The following is a 16,632-nucleotide window of genomic DNA, read 5'->3' as shown; positions in this document are numbered from 1 at the left end:
TATTTGTTACAATCCCGCCTCGATTTTTAGCACGAGCACGCGGGATAACAATGGCTCAGCACGATATTCAACAAACTACACAGGGCGCACCGACCCTGCGCCGTGAACTGAAAGCACGGCATTTAACGATGATCGCGATTGGCGGATCGATTGGCACCGGGTTATTTGTCGCTTCGGGCGCAACGGTTTCACAAGCGGGCCCGGGTGGCGCACTCTTGTCCTATGCCCTGATTGGGCTGATGGTTTACTTCCTGATGACTAGTCTGGGCGAACTGGCAGCATTTATGCCGGTTTCTGGTTCGTTCTCTACCTACGGTTCCCGCTATGTTGAAGAAGGTTTCGGCTTTGCGTTGGGCTGGAACTATTGGTACAACTGGGCGGTAACCATCGCGGTCGATCTGGTTGCGGCGCAGTTGGTGATGGGGTATTGGTTCCCCGAGGTATCTGGCTGGATCTGGAGCGCCCTGTTTTTGGCACTGATGTTCCTGCTTAACTACATTTCTGTGAAAGGGTTTGGCGAAGCCGAGTACTGGTTCTCACTGATTAAAGTGACGACGGTCATTATTTTCATCGCGGTTGGCGTAATGATGATTACGGGCATTATGAGCGGTGCGGAAAATGCAGGGTTCCACAATTGGCAAATCGGTGATGCACCGTTTGCTGGGGGATTCTCTGCCATGATCGGTGTGGCGATGATTGTTGGCTTCTCTTTCCAAGGCACGGAACTGATTGGTGTCGCCGCGGGTGAATCTCAGGATCCGGGAAAAAATATACCGCGGGCGATCCGCCAGGTTTTCTGGCGCATCCTGTTGTTCTACATCTTTGCGATTCTGATTATCAGTTTAATCATCCCGTATACCGACCCGAACCTGCTGCGTAATGATGTAAAAGACATTACGGTAAGTCCGTTCACGCTGGTGTTTGAGAATGCGGGTTTGTTATCTGCGGCAGCGGTCATGAATGCGGTGATCCTGACGGCGGTGCTGTCGGCGGGTAACTCCGGGATGTATGCCTCTACGCGTATGCTGTTTACGCTGGCGTCGGAAGGTAAAGCGCCGCGCATTTTCGCTAAGCTGTCAAAAGGCGGCGTACCGCGTAATGCGTTGTACGCAACAACCGTGGTAGCGGCGTTGTGTTTCCTGTCTTCTCTGTATGGCAACCAAACGGTTTATTTGTGGCTGCTGAATACCTCCGGTATGACAGGCTTTATTGCCTGGCTAGGGATCGCGATCAGCCATTACCGTTTCCGCCGTGGCTATGTGATGCAAGGTCATGACCTGAATCGTTTGCCTTATCAATCGCGTTTCTTCCCATTGGGGCCGATCTTCGCGTTTGTGCTCTGCCTAATCATCACGTTGGGACAGAATTATCAGGCGTTCCTGGAAGATAACATCGACTGGTATGGTGTGACGGCGACGTACATCGGTATTCCGCTGTTCCTGCTGATTTGGCTCGGTTATAAGCTGTATCGTGGAACAGGCTTCATCAAGTATCAGGATATGACGTTCCCGGATCATAAAGACTAATCGTAAGAGCGCGGTTAACGGGCGACTCCCTGGCGGGCGTCGCTTTTTTTATTGGTTTTTTTCTGTTCTGAAATCATGCTTCACATCCTTCGTTAGGATTTTATTTTTATTTGAATCAAATTTATTCACCTTAATTTATTAAGGTAATCATTCATTAACGAGACCTAATGATTGGTGTTTTTGTTTAACTTGTTGTTTATTAATTGTTTTAAATCTATTTGTTTTGAAATTAATTGTTCATGCAAATGATTTTAATTTTCATTTACAATTAACTCCTGATCATTACAATGTGTTGGACAAAAAAACTCAATGTAATTATTCATTTTTGAGGACACAGAGGCATGGCAATAAATATAAGAAAATCGGTGGCATTGGCACTTGCTACAACCGTATCTACACCTGTTATCGCCGCACAGGACGATACGCTGGTTGTAACGGCTTCTGGCTATGAACAAAAAATCACTGAGGCGGCAGCGAGTATTTCTGTTGTCAACCAGGATGAACTGACGAAGCGTAAATATAACGATCTTGGCGAAGCGCTCAGCGACGTGGAAGGCGTGGATGTGCGTAGTTCAACGGGGAAAACGGGCGGTCTGGACATCAGCATTCGCGGTATGCCAAGTGATTACACGCTGATTCTGGTTGATGGTATTCGCCAGAATGGTTCATCGGATGTCACCCCGAACGGGTTTGGTACGATGAACACCAGCTTTATTCCCCCATTGGCGGCGATAGAGCGTATTGAGGTTATCCGCGGGCCGATGTCAACGCTATATGGCTCTGATGCGATGGGTGGTGTGGTCAATATCATCACCAAAAAAGCGTCGAAAGAGTGGGTTGGGAATATCACGCTGGATCATACCTTCCAGGAAGACAGAGACTATGGCGATGCTTCCAAGTTCTCGATTTATTCCAGCGGTGCGCTGATCGAAGACAAACTGGGACTCGCCCTGCGCGGCAATATTTTACGCCGTGATGCGTCAGAGGTGAAATCTTCAGAGGGCGCTTTACTGAATCAGCGAGGCGCTAACCCTGTAAAATCAGATAACTATTTGCTAGGCGGCAAGTTAACTTGGCTCCTGAATGATAATAACTCTCTATGGCTGGATGGGGAAGTTGCCAACCAGCAATATGATAACAAGGAAAATCAGTTAGGAACGATTGGTGCTACCGGGGGCTATGAGGGCTCCTTGCATTATCAACGTCGCAAGTTAACGTTGGGGAGTGATAATCAACTGAGTTTTGGTTCATGGAACTCTAGCTTGTCTTATAGCGAGACGGATAACAAAGGCCGCCTCATTACAACCGATTCTGTTCCCGCGGGTTCAGCAGCGGCAGGTCAGAAACGTCGTCTGGAAAATACCAACGTTATTCTTGACTCGAAGCTGGTGGCTCCAGTAGGTGAAAGCCACTTGGTTACTATTGGCGGCCAGTATTGGAATGCAACGATGAAAGATGGCGTCGTTTTGGCTAACGATGGGAATAAGTTTAAGCAAGATTCATGGGCGCTGTTTAGCGAAGATGAATGGCGCTTGCTGGATTCATTAGCTTTAACCTATGGCGCACGCTATGAGTATCATGAAACCTTCGGTGGCCATGTTAGCCCACGTGCTTATCTCGTTTGGAATGCATTGGATGACTTGACGATAAAAGGCGGTGTAAGTACGGGTTATAAAACCCCGTCACTGGCGCAACTCCATAACGGCGTTAGCGGGGTAACAAATCAAGGAACGGATACTGTCATTGGGAATCCAAACCTGAAGCCTGAAGAGAGTACGAATACTGAACTGGGCGTTTATTATGAGAACTATACTGGCTTCGCGGCGAATGCAACGCTGTTCAATAATCATTTCCGCAATAAAATTGACAGTTATAGTGTGTCAACTAACCCTGCGATTAGTACCTACCGAAACATTGGCAAGGCAGTGACTCAAGGGGTAGAGCTGGGCTCGAAAATTCCATTGTGGTCAGAGGATTGGACGCTGAATGTAAACTATACCTTTACGGATAGTGAGCAAAAAGGTGGCTTAAACCCAGGAGCGCCTCTTACCAACACGCCGAAGCATATGGCTAATGCCCGTCTTAACTGGAACGTTAATGACAATCTCTCAACGTGGTTGAAAGCAGAATATCGCGACAAAACTGCACGCTATACGCAGAATTATAGTAACTTGCCTGCTTCTCAGAAGGCTGCATATGATGATAAAGGCGCTTACTTTAAATCTTTCACGGTGCTTAATTGGGGTGGTTCCTACAAGGTTTCAAAAGATGTGACCTTGAATGGAGCAGTAAACAACCTGTTGGATAAAGATTTCACCAGTGGTGTGCGCACTTACGGTTCAGGAAGAGGTGCATTTACTACCGCGGATTATTACTCTTTCAACCGAGTTACTTCAGGTTCCGTACTGCCAGGCCGTAACTACTGGGTGTCAGTCAACGTCAACTTCTGATTGCCATCTTTCCCCGAAACGGGTTTCTATCCGTTTCGGGGTGTTAGCATGTCCCACCTATCGACCTACTCATCTACATTTCTGATTCATTCCGCTGACGCTAATTCTGCTTACGTTTCACTGTACGTTTATCTTTTCTATTTTGATTATGACTTGCGGCCCTATTTTTTGTGATATTTCTGAATATCGCCGATAACAATGTCGATGAGTGAAATTCATTATATTAGGTATTGTTAATTGCTTTAATGCTGACTACGCTTCACGTTACGGAGTGATGGATTCCCGATGAGGCAGGAAGTGTAACGTTATTAATGCGTTCGTTGTTCTGCGTCACACAGGGAATTTAATTCATTAGTTTTGTATGAGAATACCTGTCGTGATTGCCGGTTGTGGAGAACCTTGATATCTGCAATCGAAAATCAGTGTATGAATAGCAACCAGGGCGCGATGATGTTAAAAATTACATTTTTGGATAAAGGCTCTCTGCCTGAAACCATTTTCCTGAAAAAGACAAATTTTAGGCGTCCACAATGCCGCCATGAATGGATTGAATATAGCTATACTTTGCCCGATCAAGTTATCGATCGAGCAAAAGACACCCACGTTATCGTCACAAATAAAACCCTACTAACGCGAGATACTTTGGCGGCGTTACCTGCGCTGAAGTTGATTGCGGTGACGGCAACGGGAACTGACAATATCGATCTTGCCGCCGCCAAAGAATTGGGTATCACGGTCAAAAATGTACCGGGCTATTCTACGCAAGCGGTGTCTGAGCACGTTATTGCCATGATGTTCGCGCTAAAACACAGCCTTATGGCGTGGTATCGCGATCAACTGAGCGATCGCTGGGCTAGCCAATCGCAATTTGCTTACTTCGATCATCCGGTTAAGGATATCGCGGGCTCCACGTTGGGCATCATCGGTGCGGGTACGATTGGGCAGGAAGTGGCACGCCTGGCGCAGGCGCTGGGAATGAAGGTGATTTTTTCCGAGCACAGGGGGGCCTCGGTGTGTCGTGCGGGATATTTGCCGTTTGAGGATGTTCTGCGACTGGCGGATGTGATTTCACTCAACTGTCCGCTAAAGGCGAGCACGCAGCATCTGATCAATGCGGAGACGCTCGCATTGTGTAAGCCAACCGCGTTTATTATCAATACCGCCAGAGGGGGACTGATTGATGAGAGTGCACTGGCTGTAGCATTGCACGAGCGCAGTGTTGCTGGAGCTGCGCTGGATTGCCTGACGCAGGAACCGCCGGAGAAAGACAACCCGCTGATGGTGGCGGCGAAAATCCTGCCTAATCTTCTGATTACGCCACATATCTCCTGGACGTCTGCTTCATCGCTGCAACTGTTGATGGAAAAGACGATTGAAAATATTGATGAGTATGCCCAGCAGAACGGACATCGATAATAATGTGTAATTTGATTCAGTCGGGTATTTGGGGATATTGCCGGTAGTGAAAATATGATATTCATCAATTTTAACTGATTATCAAAATTTATTGTTCCATCGCGTGTGTCATTCGCGCTACACCATAAAAAACGAAAGTAGTACATACCGACGTAAAGCAAAACGCTATTATTCTCGTTACACTTCAAGCGACCTGCACATTGGCTACGTTCAGTCACCCGAATCACTGACCTACATCGGTGGTTCGGGATTAAATGAGAAACATTCGAACGCTTATCTTAGTTTTTCATCTTCCTGAAAATGGAATTACTTAGGATGTTTCTGTGATTATTCTTATTTCTGGTGGAAACCTTTATTTATTAATAATAACGACCGTATATATACCCTAAATAATTCGAATTTCAGGTCAGCGGCAAGCTACAGTCCTTTAGGGCGAAACCCACGACGGGCCGAGTATTTGAGTGCAGTCAACACACATGCAACTTGAAGTATGGCGGATATAACGTAATAAGCTGAGTTCGATGATATGTCCTGTGGAAAAGCTGAGCAGATGAGAGACGGCGATCCGCCCCAAACTCGGATGAAAGGGGCGGACGTGAGAAGTATCAGCGTTTCTGGATATACGTCATTGCCAGCGCGAGTGCCAGAACCAGACCTTTGATGATATCCATGGCGTAATAAGGTACGGAGAGCATTACCAGTCCATTCTGCAAGACGCCGAGTATGACGGCCCCGAGCAGCGTACCCAGTGCGTTCGGCTTGCCGGAACCTGCCAGCGAGAAACCGATGTAGGCTGCGGCAACCGCATCCATTAAATAGCCGCCGCCAGCATTGACCTGTGAAGAGCCGATGCGTGATGCGAGTAAGATGCCGCCCAGAGCCGCGAGTAGTGAAGAGAACACATAGGCCTGTACTCGATAACGCGCCGTGCGAATGCCCGCTAGTCGGGCTGCTTCCGGGTTGCCGCCAATCGCGTACATCCGGCGACCGTGCTTGGTAAGGGACAGATATAGCTGCACCAGCACCGTCACTGCCAGCATGATGACAACAATCACTGGCACTTGGCCCAGCGTGGCAAAGAATTCGGGAATGATGCCTTCCGCCATTTCGCCACTGGGCAACACCATGTTCTGCGTGATGGAGCCGCCATAGCTATACGTCATTGCCACGCCCTGAATGACGAACAGGCTGGCGAGTGTCGCCAGCATATCGGGGATCTTCAGCACGACGATGAGAAAAGCGTTGAATAGCCCGACCAGTGTACACAGCAGAAGCGTCAGAACAATCGTGCCAGTGGTGCCGAATCCATGCCAGACAAAGAGGGAGATCACTAACGCATTCGCTAATGAGGCTGTTGATCCCACGGAAAGGTCAAACCCGCCCACGGACAGTGAAATGGAGACGCCAATCGCAATCACCGTAACAATGGCGATAGAACGCAGGATATTAATGATGTTATACGGGTCGAGAAAATTGTCTGATGCCAGTCCGAAGAGGGCAATCAATGCAACAACCGTGATCAGCATGCCCCACTTATAGAGAAACTCGAAAACGTGGTGACGGAAGGGGATCGCCCCGTTAGATGGAAGTGGGTGACTCACGCGGGAGTTCCTCCAGTTGAATATAAAAGTAGGGTTTCTTCGTCAATGTCAGCGGCGTTCAATTCTGCGACAATTCGGCCATCCCATAGCACGCAGACACGATCGCAGAGTCCGACAAGTTCGGAGAACTCGCCTGACGCATAAATAATGCCTTTGCCCTGACGGGCTAGGTTGTCAATCAGCGTGAACAGATCTTGTTTGGCCTTGATATCCACGCCTTTGGTGGGTTCATCAAAAATCAGAACCTGTGCTTCGCTCCGTAGCCACTTGCCGATGGCGACTTTTTGCTGGTTGCCACCCGATAGGCGCGCCAGCTTTTGCGCCGGACCGGTGGTGCGAACCGCAAGCTGTTCAACGATCTGTTTCGCCCAGCGCAGCGCTTTGCCTCGGCTGAATAGGCCCCAACGAGAAAAGCTGTCGGTGGCGGTGATGCTGAGATTCATGGTGACGGATTCATCAATAAAAATACCTTCCTTGCGCCGCTCTTCAGGAACCAGCGCCAGGCCTTGCTCGACGGACTGATGAGGTGAATGCGGCTTCCAGGGTTTACCGCGATATTCCGCCTGCGCGATCTGGCAGGGTTCTGCGCCGAACAGCGCTTTACACAACTCGGTTTTGCCCGCACCAGCCAGTCCGGCAATGCCCAGAATCTCCCCTTTGCGCAGCGTGAGTGAAATATTGTGTAGCAGCGTCTCGTCGTGCAAACCGGTGACCTGAAGCAGTGTCTCTTCTGAATATGCGGTTCGGCGTGGTGGAAAGATATCATCAAGCCGATGCCCCAACATTCTTTCTACAATTTCCTCGCCGCTCAGCCCCTGCATCGCGCCGCTGCTGATAAATTCACCGTCTCGCAGAACGGTCAACGTATCGCAAATTTCGCTCAACTCATGAATACGGTGGGAAATAAACACGATCCCGATGCCCCCGGCCTGTAACCGACGAACCACTTGGAAGAGACGCGCGCTTTCAGCCTGATCTAATGGTGCGGTAGGCTCATCTAAAATCAGGAAGCGGCATTCATGGGATAATGCGCGGGCGAGCAAAATTTGCTGTTTCTCAGCCAGTGAGCAGGTATCCAGCCGTTGACGAACATTAAGGTGAACGCCAAGCTGATCGAGCAGCACCTGCGCCTGACGATATATCTGCGGCCAATTCAGCAGATGTCCGTCCTGTGCCAGCGTGTCCAGCATAATGTTTTCCGCCACGGACAGCGTGGGAACCAGCGCGACATCGACTTCCTGCTGCACCAGATGGATGCCATATCGCTTGGCATCACGCGGCGAATGGACATCGGCCTGCTTGCCATTAATCAGAATGTCGCCCTGATAGTGATCGTAAGCACCCGATAAGATCGTCATGAGCGTGGATTTACCCGCACCGTTTGCGCCAGTCAGGGCATGAATCGAGCCCCCTTCCAGAGTGAAATTAACCTGCTTGAGGGCGTGGAAACCAGAAAAGGAGATGGAAATGTTGCGCATTTCCAGTCGGCTTTGGGAGGTAGGGATCATGGTCGGTAACGCTCTTGGCGATCAAGGTCATGAAATAACGGAAAAGAAAGGTAGCATATATCCCAGAGAATTTAATACAGCTTCATGTCTTTGAAAGACGTTGGCTATGAACGAAAAAGCATAAATTAAATAAAAAAGTTCTTAATCTGCCGTAAGCAAGTGAATAAAATGGAATTATCAATAGGGTAGCGTAGCAGATTCATCTGCCAGACAAACATTAGATAAGATCCGTGCCGCAAACGCGGGGACGGCGAGGAATATTCAAACATGCACACAACGACAGTTCGCGTACAGGTTGGTCCCGCCAACTATTTCTCTTTTCCCGGCGCTATCGATAAGCTACTGGAGTTTTACCCGCCGGACGTGCTGAAAAATGCGCTATGGATCTACGGTGAACGTGCGATCGCAGCGGCTCGGCCTTATTTACCGGTCGAGTTCGATGCGCCGTCAGCCCGACGCGTCCAGTTTGGTGCACATTGCAGCGAGGGGGAAGTCGCAAAACTGGTGGCGCAAGCGGGTGAGGCATGTCAGGTCGTCATTGGCGTCGGTGGCGGGGCGGTACTGGATACTGCGAAGGTCGCCGCGCGCCATATTGGCGTGCCGCTGGTGGCGATTCCGACCATTGCGGCCACCTGTGCGGCCTGGACGCCGCTGTCCGTCTGGTATAACGATGCCGGGCAGGCATTACGCTTTGAAATTTTCACCGATGCTAACCATTTGGTACTGGTTGAGCCGCGGATTATGCTAGCTGCTCCGGTAGAATATCTGCTAGCAGGGGTAGGGGATACGCTGGCGAAGTGGTATGAGGCTGTTGTTCTCAGTCCCCAGCCTGAAACGTTGCCTCTTTCTGTCCGTCTTGGTTTACAGACTGCGCTGGATATTCGCAATGTATTATTGCAACAAAGCGCAGCGGCATTAGCCGCCGTCAAGCGTGGCGAGCTAACACAGGATTTTCTGGATGTCGTGGATGCGATCATTGCCGGAGGCGGGATGGTTGGCGGGCTAGGCGAACGATATACCCGCGTAGCGGCGGCGCATGCAGTTCATAACGGCTTGACGGTGTTGCCGCAAACCGAACGTTTCCTGCACGGCACTAAAGTGGCCTATGGCATTCTGGTGCAGACTGCCTTGTTGGGCGATAGCCAAACGCTGCGTCAGTTGAAGGCGGCGTTTAAGGTGTTTGGTTTGCCGACATCGCTGGCTGAGTTGGATGTGGATATTCGCGATCACGCGGCACTTCAGGCTGTGATTGCCCGTACCTTGCAGGCCGGAGAGTCCATCCACTATCTACCGTTAGTGCTAGATAAAGAGATCTTGCTGGCGGCGTTGACCACCGTTGAGTCTACCGAAGAATAAATGGGTGGGAAGAGGCGGAGAGTTATCTCCGCTCTTGAATATTATTGTGTTTTTTCGTAGGGGAATGAATTTTTGATATAACTGGCGTAGTAACGGTACTTCGTCTTGCTTGCCAGCAGTTCTTCATAAATCATGCGTGCTACGCCGCTATAGAGATAGATGCTTCCATTGAGTAATTCGACTTCCAACTGACTTTTTTCTGCATCGTATCCGACTGAAAACAATTCTGTTGATGACACACGTTTTCTCTGCAAAATTAATCACTCCCAACATATCAATGCCGCATCCTGACGCTATACTCTCCTTTCGAATGCCATAACTATATCGTGTTATAACTCGAAGTCTATCGGAGTAAATTGCAGCATACCGTTATTAGATCGTGAATAACCAGTAAACGCTCACAGAATTTCTGCTCCGCCGCTCATTGAACAATTTGTTATTCATTGTCGATGAAGCGATGTTTTGACCGCACCGTTAATCCTGAGCCAGAGCCCGTTGAAAACTTGGCTGGTTTTCTATCCGCTCAATGTATTGTTGGATATGGGGATAACGGCTGAAGTCCAGACGCGTCTTCGCCAAAATCAACGGAACTGCCATTTGTATATCGGCCCCGCTGAGCGACTCTCCTGCAAACCAACCTTGTGTACTCAAATGTTGTTCGATGAACTGAAGTTGCGTCGTCAGGCGAGGAACAATAAAGGCTTGCTCGATACTTTGCACAATTTTGCGGGCTATGGGGCGGATGAAAAACGGCATCGGCGCGGACTCTGTCTTCGCTAACACCAGGCGCATCACCAGGAGCGGCATGAGCGAACCTTCAGCAAAATGCAGCCAGAAGCGATAATCCAGCAGCGCTTGCCCGCTCTGTGGACGGAGCTTGCCCTTGCCGTAAGTCTCAATAAGGTATTCCACAATGGCCCCAGATTCGGCAATCGTCAGTTCACCATCGGTAATGACGGGGGACTTCCCTAACGGGTGAATCTGTTTGAGCGAGGCGGGCGCGCTAAACGTTTTTGGGTCACGCGCGTAGCGAACAATTTCATAGTCAATGCCCAACTCTTCTAGCAACCAGGTCACGCGAGTCGAACGGGATTTTTCGAGGTGATGAATCTGTATCATCAATATTTCCTTTTTTTGTCTTGGTTCTGTCATTCAGCACGAGCAAGCGCAATCGTTTTTACTGCGAATTACTGTAACAGGGAAGGGAGATAGCACTCGGGAATGTTTGTACCCCGAGTGCGGTTATCAACTAGACGAGCATAGCACCTTTATTCGTATCGCTATTATGCGTACAAATAGTGGGCGTGGAAGCGCAGGTGATCTTCGATGAAACTGGCGATGAAGAAATAACTGTGATCATAGCCGGACTGTGTCCGCAGCGTCAGCGGCCACGCGTGTTGGCTTGCCAATTCTTCCAGTTTCGCCGGTTGCAATTGGTCGGGCAGGAACTGATCGCAATCGCCCTGATCGACCAATAGTGGCAGTTTCTTCTGACTATTGGCCAGCAGATGACAACTGTCATACTGTAACCACTGCGTTTCATCCTCGCCAAGGTAAGCGGTAAGCGCTTTGCGCCCCCACGGAACCTGGCTTGGGTTTACGATCGGTGCGAATGCCGAGGCCGACAGGTATTTCTCTGGGTTACGCAGCGCCAGCATCAGCGCACCGTGTCCACCCATCGAATGCCCACTGATGGACTGACGGTTATTGACGTTAAAATGCTGCTGGATCAACGCCGGTAACTCGCTGCTAACGTAGTCATACATCCGATAATGTGCCGCCCAGGGAGCCTGGGTGGCATTCACATAGAACCCGGCACCCTGACCCAGATCGTACCCGGCATCGTCTGCTACACCATCACCGCGCGGGCTGGTATCCGGCATCACCAGCACCAGACCCAGCTCGGAGGCAACGCGTTGTGCGCCCGCTTTCGTTGTAAAGTTTTCGTCGTTACAGGTTAATCCAGACAGCCAGTAAAGCACAGGCGGTGGGGTGTCATCCTGTGGCGGCGGCAGATAAATGCTGAACGTCATGGCGGTATTCAGCGTTGCTGACACATGGCGGTAGCGTTGTTGCCAGCCGCCAAACATACGGTGTTCTTCCAGCAGTTCCAGTGATGAGTTCATCGCTGTACAGCCTCCTTTTTATTCCTGACCGTGGCGCAATTAACCGAAATGAATCACAGAGCGAATCGATTTGCCTTCGTGCATTAAATCGAATGCCGTGTTGATGTCGTCCAGCCCCATGGTGTGGGTGATGAAGTCATTCAGCGGGAACTCGCCTTTCAGGTAACGATCGACAATGCCTGGCAGTTCGCTGCGGCCCTTCACACCACCGAAAGCAGAACCGCGCCATACGCGACCCGTTACCAGTTGGAACGGACGGGTTGCGATCTCTTCGCCTGCACCCGCCACGCCGATGATGATGGATTCACCCCAGCCTTTATGACAGCACTCTAGCGCGGAACGCATGACATTAACGTTACCAATGCACTCGAAGGAGAAGTCCACGCCGCCATCGGTCAACTCAACAATGACATCCTGAATCGGCTTATCATAATCTTTCGGGTTGATCAGATCGGTGGCACCCAATTTGCGCGCCAGATCGAATTTGCTGGTATTGAGATCGATACCGATGATGCGTCCGGCACCTGCCATTTGCGCGCCGATAATCGCTGATAAGCCAATGCCGCCGAGTCCAAAAATCGCAACCGTATCGCCAGCTTTAACTTTGGCGGTATTCAATACCGCCCCCATACCGGTGGTGACACCACAGCCCAATAGGCAGATTTCTTCCAGCGGCGCGTCTTTATTGACTTTCGCCAGCGAAATTTCAGGCACGACGGTGTGCTCTGCGAAAGTGGAGGTTCCCATGTAGTGGAAAATGGGTTGGCCATTTTTGGAGAAGCGGGTGGTGCCATCCGGCATCAGGCCTTTGCCCTGCGTGGCGCGAATGGCCTGGCATAGATTGGTTTTACCGGAGCGGCAGAATTTACATTCGCCGCATTCTGCGGTGTAAAGCGGAATGACGTGATCGCCAACGGCGACGCTGGTTACGCCTTCGCCAATGGCTTCCACAATCCCGCCACCTTCATGACCCAGGATTGCCGGGAATATGCCTTCAGGATCTTTGCCGGACAGCGTATAGGCATCCGTGTGGCATACGCCAGTGGCGACGATGCGCACCAACACTTCACCTTTCTGCGGTGGCATCAGGTCGACTTCTTCAACCGACAGTGGTTGGTTTGGGCCCCAGGCGATGGCGGCGCGGGTTTTAATCATTTGCATGGTGGTGACTCCTACTCGCATATGGTTATGGGTTGTAAATTGAATGATAGGACGCGCTGGTTCATTACGGTGTCGTCCCTCTTGAACATGGTCGCCAGAGAAAATAAGGCGTTATTCCTGCTGAGAGGATTGCTCAATAATGAGCTTTTTTAATGCCTCAACATTGGGGCCGAAAGCATCGCGCCGCCATACCAACCAGGTGGAAACGATCGCGATGTCGGGAGGTAATTCATGCACCTGAACGCGTGTACCCGCGGGCAGCGATTCAAGGACGGCATGGGGGAGCATGGCTAGCCCGGCTCCGCTGCTTACACAGGCAAGCATGGCGTGGTATGAGTGAATTTCCATGATAGTACCGGGCACGATGCCATCTTGTCTGAACCAATTTTCGAGGCGCTTTCTATAAGAGCTGCCAGGACGAAAGGCAAACAATGTATCCTGGCTGGCATCCCGCGCATGGGTAATCGGCGAGTGTGCAGGGTCGGATATCAACACTAATCGTTCCGCAAAACATGAACACCCATTTAGCTCATCATAGACAACAGGGCCATCGACGAGTGCTGCTGCCAGCGTTCCCGCCCGCACGCGCTCGATAATTTCCCCTGATGTTCCAGTATTCAGGGACAAAGAGACATTGGGGTAACGTTGATGATAAGCCGCTAATAACGTAGGCAAGCGGGTCGCCGCCGTACTTTCTGTCGAACCTAGCGCGAAATTACCCGCGGGCTCGCCAGTGCGCGTCATGCTGATGGCTTCCTCGCTGAGCGCCAGAATGCGTTGTGCATAGCATAAGAAATTGTGCCCAATCGGGGACAAACGCAGACGCTGTTTCTCACGGATAAACAGATCGGTGCCCAACTCCAGCTCTAACTGGCGTAGCCGTGTGGTCAGATTTGAGGGCACCCGATGAAGCTGCTCTGCGGCACGCGCGACGGAGCCCGTTTCGGCGACGAGACAGAACATGCGGAGCTGGGTCAAATCCATAACTTTCTCTTTTTGTAATGAACTATTATCTGATTATTCACTTTTTGTGAAGTGTAGCGGTAAGGCATACATTTCGCAACTGGCTTAGCCCATGTTGATGCTAAGGCAGCGTAAACCCAGCGGAAGGAAATGTGTTCTGGAGGATGAAAATGACGGGCGTAATTATCATCAGGATTAATATCTGGGCGTAGAAAGAGAAGAAAGCGATAAATGATCGCGGCCTAAATTAATAGCACGGAAATCAACGCTTGCAGCCAATAGGAACATATTTTCTAAGAAAGAGGGCCGAATGAAAAAATAAGAATAATCACAGAAAAATAAATTCGGATTTACTGCCGATGAAATAGCGGAGGAAAGAAAATAAATAGATAATTAAAATAAATAGTTAAATGCATAAGTAAATACTTGTAACCAAGCAATAGCCAAAAACTATCATCATTCTTTTTTTTGATCGCATTTGTTGATGGGAAAGCGTAAAGTGCCCGCCCAAAGTGCCGATAATGATAATGTATGGTAAGAATCTCTTATCGTTATTGTAAGGAAATGTATCTTTCTGTCATTAAAGGAAAATAACTCTAACTAATGAGAGCCTCTGCTCTTCATTAAATGACGTAACACCCGGCGTATTTCCAATTAAAAATGTGCAGCCATGTTGCAGAAAGCGCAGAGGAAAATCGCCAGATAATTTATAGGAGTTTTCTGTGAACTTTTTAAAAAATATCACCATCAGGGCAATGCTTTTAACAATATTGGGGCTGTTTCTGATTGTATGGGGTGGAGCATCTTTCTTTACTTCCACTTCATTAAACAGTATGACCAAACTATTGGAATCCAGTGAAACTCAGCGTAAGAACGTTGAGATGCTGGTAAAAGGCAATGACCAGTATTTTCGTACGGTTACTCGCTTGTTGCGCTCGATGGATTTCCAGCAAACGGGCGAAACGGCGGATGCAGAAAAAGTATTTACGTCAGCGACAACGGCGTTAAAAAATACTTCAGATCAACTGAACGCGTTTAAAGCAGTTGGGCATGACGGTGTTGATAAAGAAACGGCGAACAACATGATCGCTGCGTGGACTCAACTGCTGGATAACGGGTTGACGCCGATGCTGAACGCCGCGCGTGATAATCGCCAGGAGGAGTTTCGTCAACTTTTCCGCACCGTGTATCCGCCTCTGAGTGTCGCGTTTGGCAATAACATGGATAAATATCAGACCGCGATTATGTCATCGTCAGAAACGTCAATGAGCGAGGTCTACGGTCTGGTTAACTGGAGTAATTATATCCTGCTGTGCGCGGTGGTTCTTGGATTGTTGATTCTGCTGGTGACGGATCGCTATCTGGTTCACTATCTGGTCAAGCCGTTGAATATGATTAAAGGGTATTTTCAGGTGTTGGCTGCCGGGCAACTTGGCCATCCACTTGACGAATTTGGTCGTAACTGTGCTGGGCAACTGATTCCTTACCTGAAAGAAATGCAGGGAAGTCTGGTTAATACCGTTTCCATCATCCGCGACAGTTCTGCATCGATTCATCAGGGTTCGAGTGAAATCAAAAGCGGCAATAACGATCTGTCTGCGCGCACTGAGCAGCAGGCCGCTGCGTTGGAACAGACGGCTGCCAGTATGGAAGAACTGAGTGCGACGGTGAAACAGAATGCCGATAACGTTCATCAAGCCACGAAGTTGGCGCAGGATGCCTCTGTTGCGGCGAAGAAGGGCGGTGACGTTACGGCAGATGTGATGGCAACGATGGCGAGTATTACGACGAGCTCGAAGAAAATTGCCGATATCACGAGTGTGATTAACGGTATTGCCTTCCAGACCAATATTCTGGCGCTGAATGCGGCGGTAGAAGCTGCTAGAGCCGGTGAGCAAGGCCGAGGTTTTGCGGTGGTCGCGGGCGAAGTTCGCAATCTGGCACAGCGCAGTGCTCAGGCGGCGAAAGAAATCGAAAGCCTGATTACGGAGTCGGTTCAACGCATCAACGTAGGGTCAAGTCAGGTCACACAAACTGGCGAAGCGATGGATTCCATTATTTCCGCGATTACCCGTGTGAACGATCTGATGGGGGAAATTGCATCCGCATCGGACGAACAGAGTCGCGGTATTACCCAGATCGGTCAGGCGGTTACCGAGATGGATGGTGTCACACAGCAGAACGCCTCGTTGGTACAGGAGTCTGCGGCGGCGGCGGCATCGCTGGAAGATCAGGCTCGTCAGTTAACTGAGGCGATATCGGTGTTCCAACTGTCAGGCTCAGAGGCGCATCGTCGTCCACAGCAGCGTCTGGCGGAGAAAACGCCAACTGCACAGAAGCCGATGTTATTAGCGGCCGCTAGCGGTAAGAAAGGCAATGCCAACGATAACTGGGAAACCTTCTGATCATTACATGACAAGCGGCGTCGGGACACCGATGGCCGCAAAAAATTAGGTGATTTATCGTTAAAAGCACTGGGTTTTTCTCCCGGTGCTTTTTTTTATCGCTGAATATTTATTACTGTG

The 16,632-nt window shown here is 49.9% G+C and carries 12 protein-coding genes; 5 read left to right on the top strand and 7 right to left on the bottom strand.

The genetic code is table 11. The annotated features are described in order from the left end of the window. Positions 1-50: 50 nt before the first annotated feature. The 3 genes from A8F97_RS09205 to A8F97_RS09195 all read left to right on the top strand — a co-directional run bounded on the left by A8F97_RS09205 (position 51) and on the right by A8F97_RS09195 (position 5,392). The gene (locus A8F97_RS09205) at positions 51-1,526 is read left to right on the top strand and encodes an amino acid permease (protein WP_015730299.1); all 1,476 of its coding nucleotides are present in this window, start codon (positions 51-53) and stop codon (positions 1,524-1,526) included. A gap of 341 nt (positions 1,527-1,867) precedes the next feature. Further along, positions 1,868-3,976 carry a TonB-dependent receptor domain-containing protein gene (locus A8F97_RS09200; RefSeq protein WP_033071351.1) on the top strand — a complete coding sequence of 703 codons (2,109 nt, stop codon included), beginning with the start codon at positions 1,868-1,870 and terminating at the stop codon, positions 3,974-3,976. Between the two features lie 426 nt (positions 3,977-4,402). After that, positions 4,403-5,392: a 2-hydroxyacid dehydrogenase gene (locus A8F97_RS09195; RefSeq protein WP_025918944.1), complete on the top strand. Its 990-nt coding sequence runs from the start codon at positions 4,403-4,405 to the stop codon at positions 5,390-5,392. A 605-nt stretch (positions 5,393-5,997) separates the two neighbouring features. On the opposite strand, the gene A8F97_RS09190 is transcribed toward A8F97_RS09195, so the two are convergent. Together A8F97_RS09190 and A8F97_RS09185 are read right to left on the bottom strand one after the other, a co-directional pair. Further along, positions 5,998-6,918 (bottom strand): ABC transporter permease, encoded by a 921-nt coding sequence (locus A8F97_RS09190; RefSeq protein ID WP_227001618.1) that lies wholly within the window; start codon positions 6,916-6,918, stop codon positions 5,998-6,000. A 71-nt stretch (positions 6,919-6,989) separates the two neighbouring features. Beyond that, positions 6,990-8,501 (bottom strand): sugar ABC transporter ATP-binding protein, encoded by a 1,512-nt coding sequence (locus A8F97_RS09185; protein WP_014699602.1) that lies wholly within the window; start codon positions 8,499-8,501, stop codon positions 6,990-6,992. Between the two features lie 267 nt (positions 8,502-8,768). Between A8F97_RS09185 and A8F97_RS09180 the strand changes: the two genes are divergently transcribed. Next, positions 8,769-9,857: an oxidoreductase gene (locus A8F97_RS09180; protein WP_014699603.1), complete on the top strand. Its 1,089-nt coding sequence runs from the start codon at positions 8,769-8,771 to the stop codon at positions 9,855-9,857. Positions 9,858-9,898: 41 nt separating this feature from the next. On the opposite strand, the gene A8F97_RS09175 is transcribed toward A8F97_RS09180, so the two are convergent. From A8F97_RS09175 to ptrR, 5 genes are all read right to left on the bottom strand, one after another. Further along, positions 9,899-10,111, bottom strand: a complete 213-nt coding sequence (locus tag A8F97_RS09175; protein ID WP_014699604.1) for a KTSC domain-containing protein — start codon at positions 10,109-10,111, stop codon at positions 9,899-9,901. Positions 10,112-10,331: 220 nt separating this feature from the next. Next, positions 10,332-10,976: a glutathione S-transferase family protein gene (locus tag A8F97_RS09170; RefSeq protein ID WP_025918947.1), complete on the bottom strand. Its 645-nt coding sequence runs from the start codon at positions 10,974-10,976 to the stop codon at positions 10,332-10,334. 164 nt (positions 10,977-11,140) lie between these two features. After that, on the bottom strand, positions 11,141-11,983 hold the full coding sequence (gene fghA, locus A8F97_RS09165) for an S-formylglutathione hydrolase (protein ID WP_025918948.1): 843 nt from the start codon (positions 11,981-11,983) through the stop codon (positions 11,141-11,143). 39 nt (positions 11,984-12,022) lie between these two features. Next, positions 12,023-13,144, bottom strand: coding sequence for an S-(hydroxymethyl)glutathione dehydrogenase/class III alcohol dehydrogenase (locus A8F97_RS09160; RefSeq protein ID WP_005967307.1), 1,122 nt, complete (start codon positions 13,142-13,144; stop codon positions 12,023-12,025). A gap of 111 nt (positions 13,145-13,255) precedes the next feature. Then, complete coding sequence (gene ptrR, locus A8F97_RS09155; RefSeq protein ID WP_014699607.1) at positions 13,256-14,128, bottom strand: putrescine utilization regulator PtrR; 873 nt, start codon at positions 14,126-14,128, stop codon at positions 13,256-13,258. A gap of 701 nt (positions 14,129-14,829) precedes the next feature. Between ptrR and A8F97_RS09150 the strand changes: the two genes are divergently transcribed. Next, the gene (locus tag A8F97_RS09150; protein ID WP_015730304.1) at positions 14,830-16,512 is read left to right on the top strand and encodes a methyl-accepting chemotaxis protein; all 1,683 of its coding nucleotides are present in this window, start codon (positions 14,830-14,832) and stop codon (positions 16,510-16,512) included. The last annotated feature ends 120 nt before the right edge of the window (positions 16,513-16,632 follow it).

Source organism: Pectobacterium parmentieri, from assembly GCF_001742145.1.
GTDB classification, from domain to species: domain Bacteria; phylum Pseudomonadota; class Gammaproteobacteria; order Enterobacterales; family Enterobacteriaceae; genus Pectobacterium; species Pectobacterium parmentieri.
Note: the sequence above shows the minus strand (reverse complement) of the source record. Positions and strands in the feature narration are given on the sequence as shown.

Coding starts and splice junctions, on each gene's coding strand:
- ptrR (WP_014699607.1), bottom strand. CDS start 14,128: ATGGATTTGACCCAGCTCCGCATGTTCTGTCTCGTCGCCGAAACGGGC.
- fghA (WP_025918948.1), bottom strand. CDS start 11,983: ATGAACTCATCACTGGAACTGCTGGAAGAACACCGTATGTTTGGCGGC.
- A8F97_RS09185 (WP_014699602.1), bottom strand. CDS start 8,501: ATGATCCCTACCTCCCAAAGCCGACTGGAAATGCGCAACATTTCCATC.
- A8F97_RS09195 (WP_025918944.1), top strand. CDS start 4,403: ATGAATAGCAACCAGGGCGCGATGATGTTAAAAATTACATTTTTGGAT.
- A8F97_RS09170 (WP_025918947.1), bottom strand. CDS start 10,976: ATGATACAGATTCATCACCTCGAAAAATCCCGTTCGACTCGCGTGACC.
- A8F97_RS09160 (WP_005967307.1), bottom strand. CDS start 13,144: ATGCAAATGATTAAAACCCGCGCCGCCATCGCCTGGGGCCCAAACCAA.
- A8F97_RS09180 (WP_014699603.1), top strand. CDS start 8,769: ATGCACACAACGACAGTTCGCGTACAGGTTGGTCCCGCCAACTATTTC.
- A8F97_RS09205 (WP_015730299.1), top strand. CDS start 51: ATGGCTCAGCACGATATTCAACAAACTACACAGGGCGCACCGACCCTG.
- A8F97_RS09190 (WP_227001618.1), bottom strand. CDS start 6,918: ATGCTGATCACGGTTGTTGCATTGATTGCCCTCTTCGGACTGGCATCA.
- A8F97_RS09200 (WP_033071351.1), top strand. CDS start 1,868: ATGGCAATAAATATAAGAAAATCGGTGGCATTGGCACTTGCTACAACC.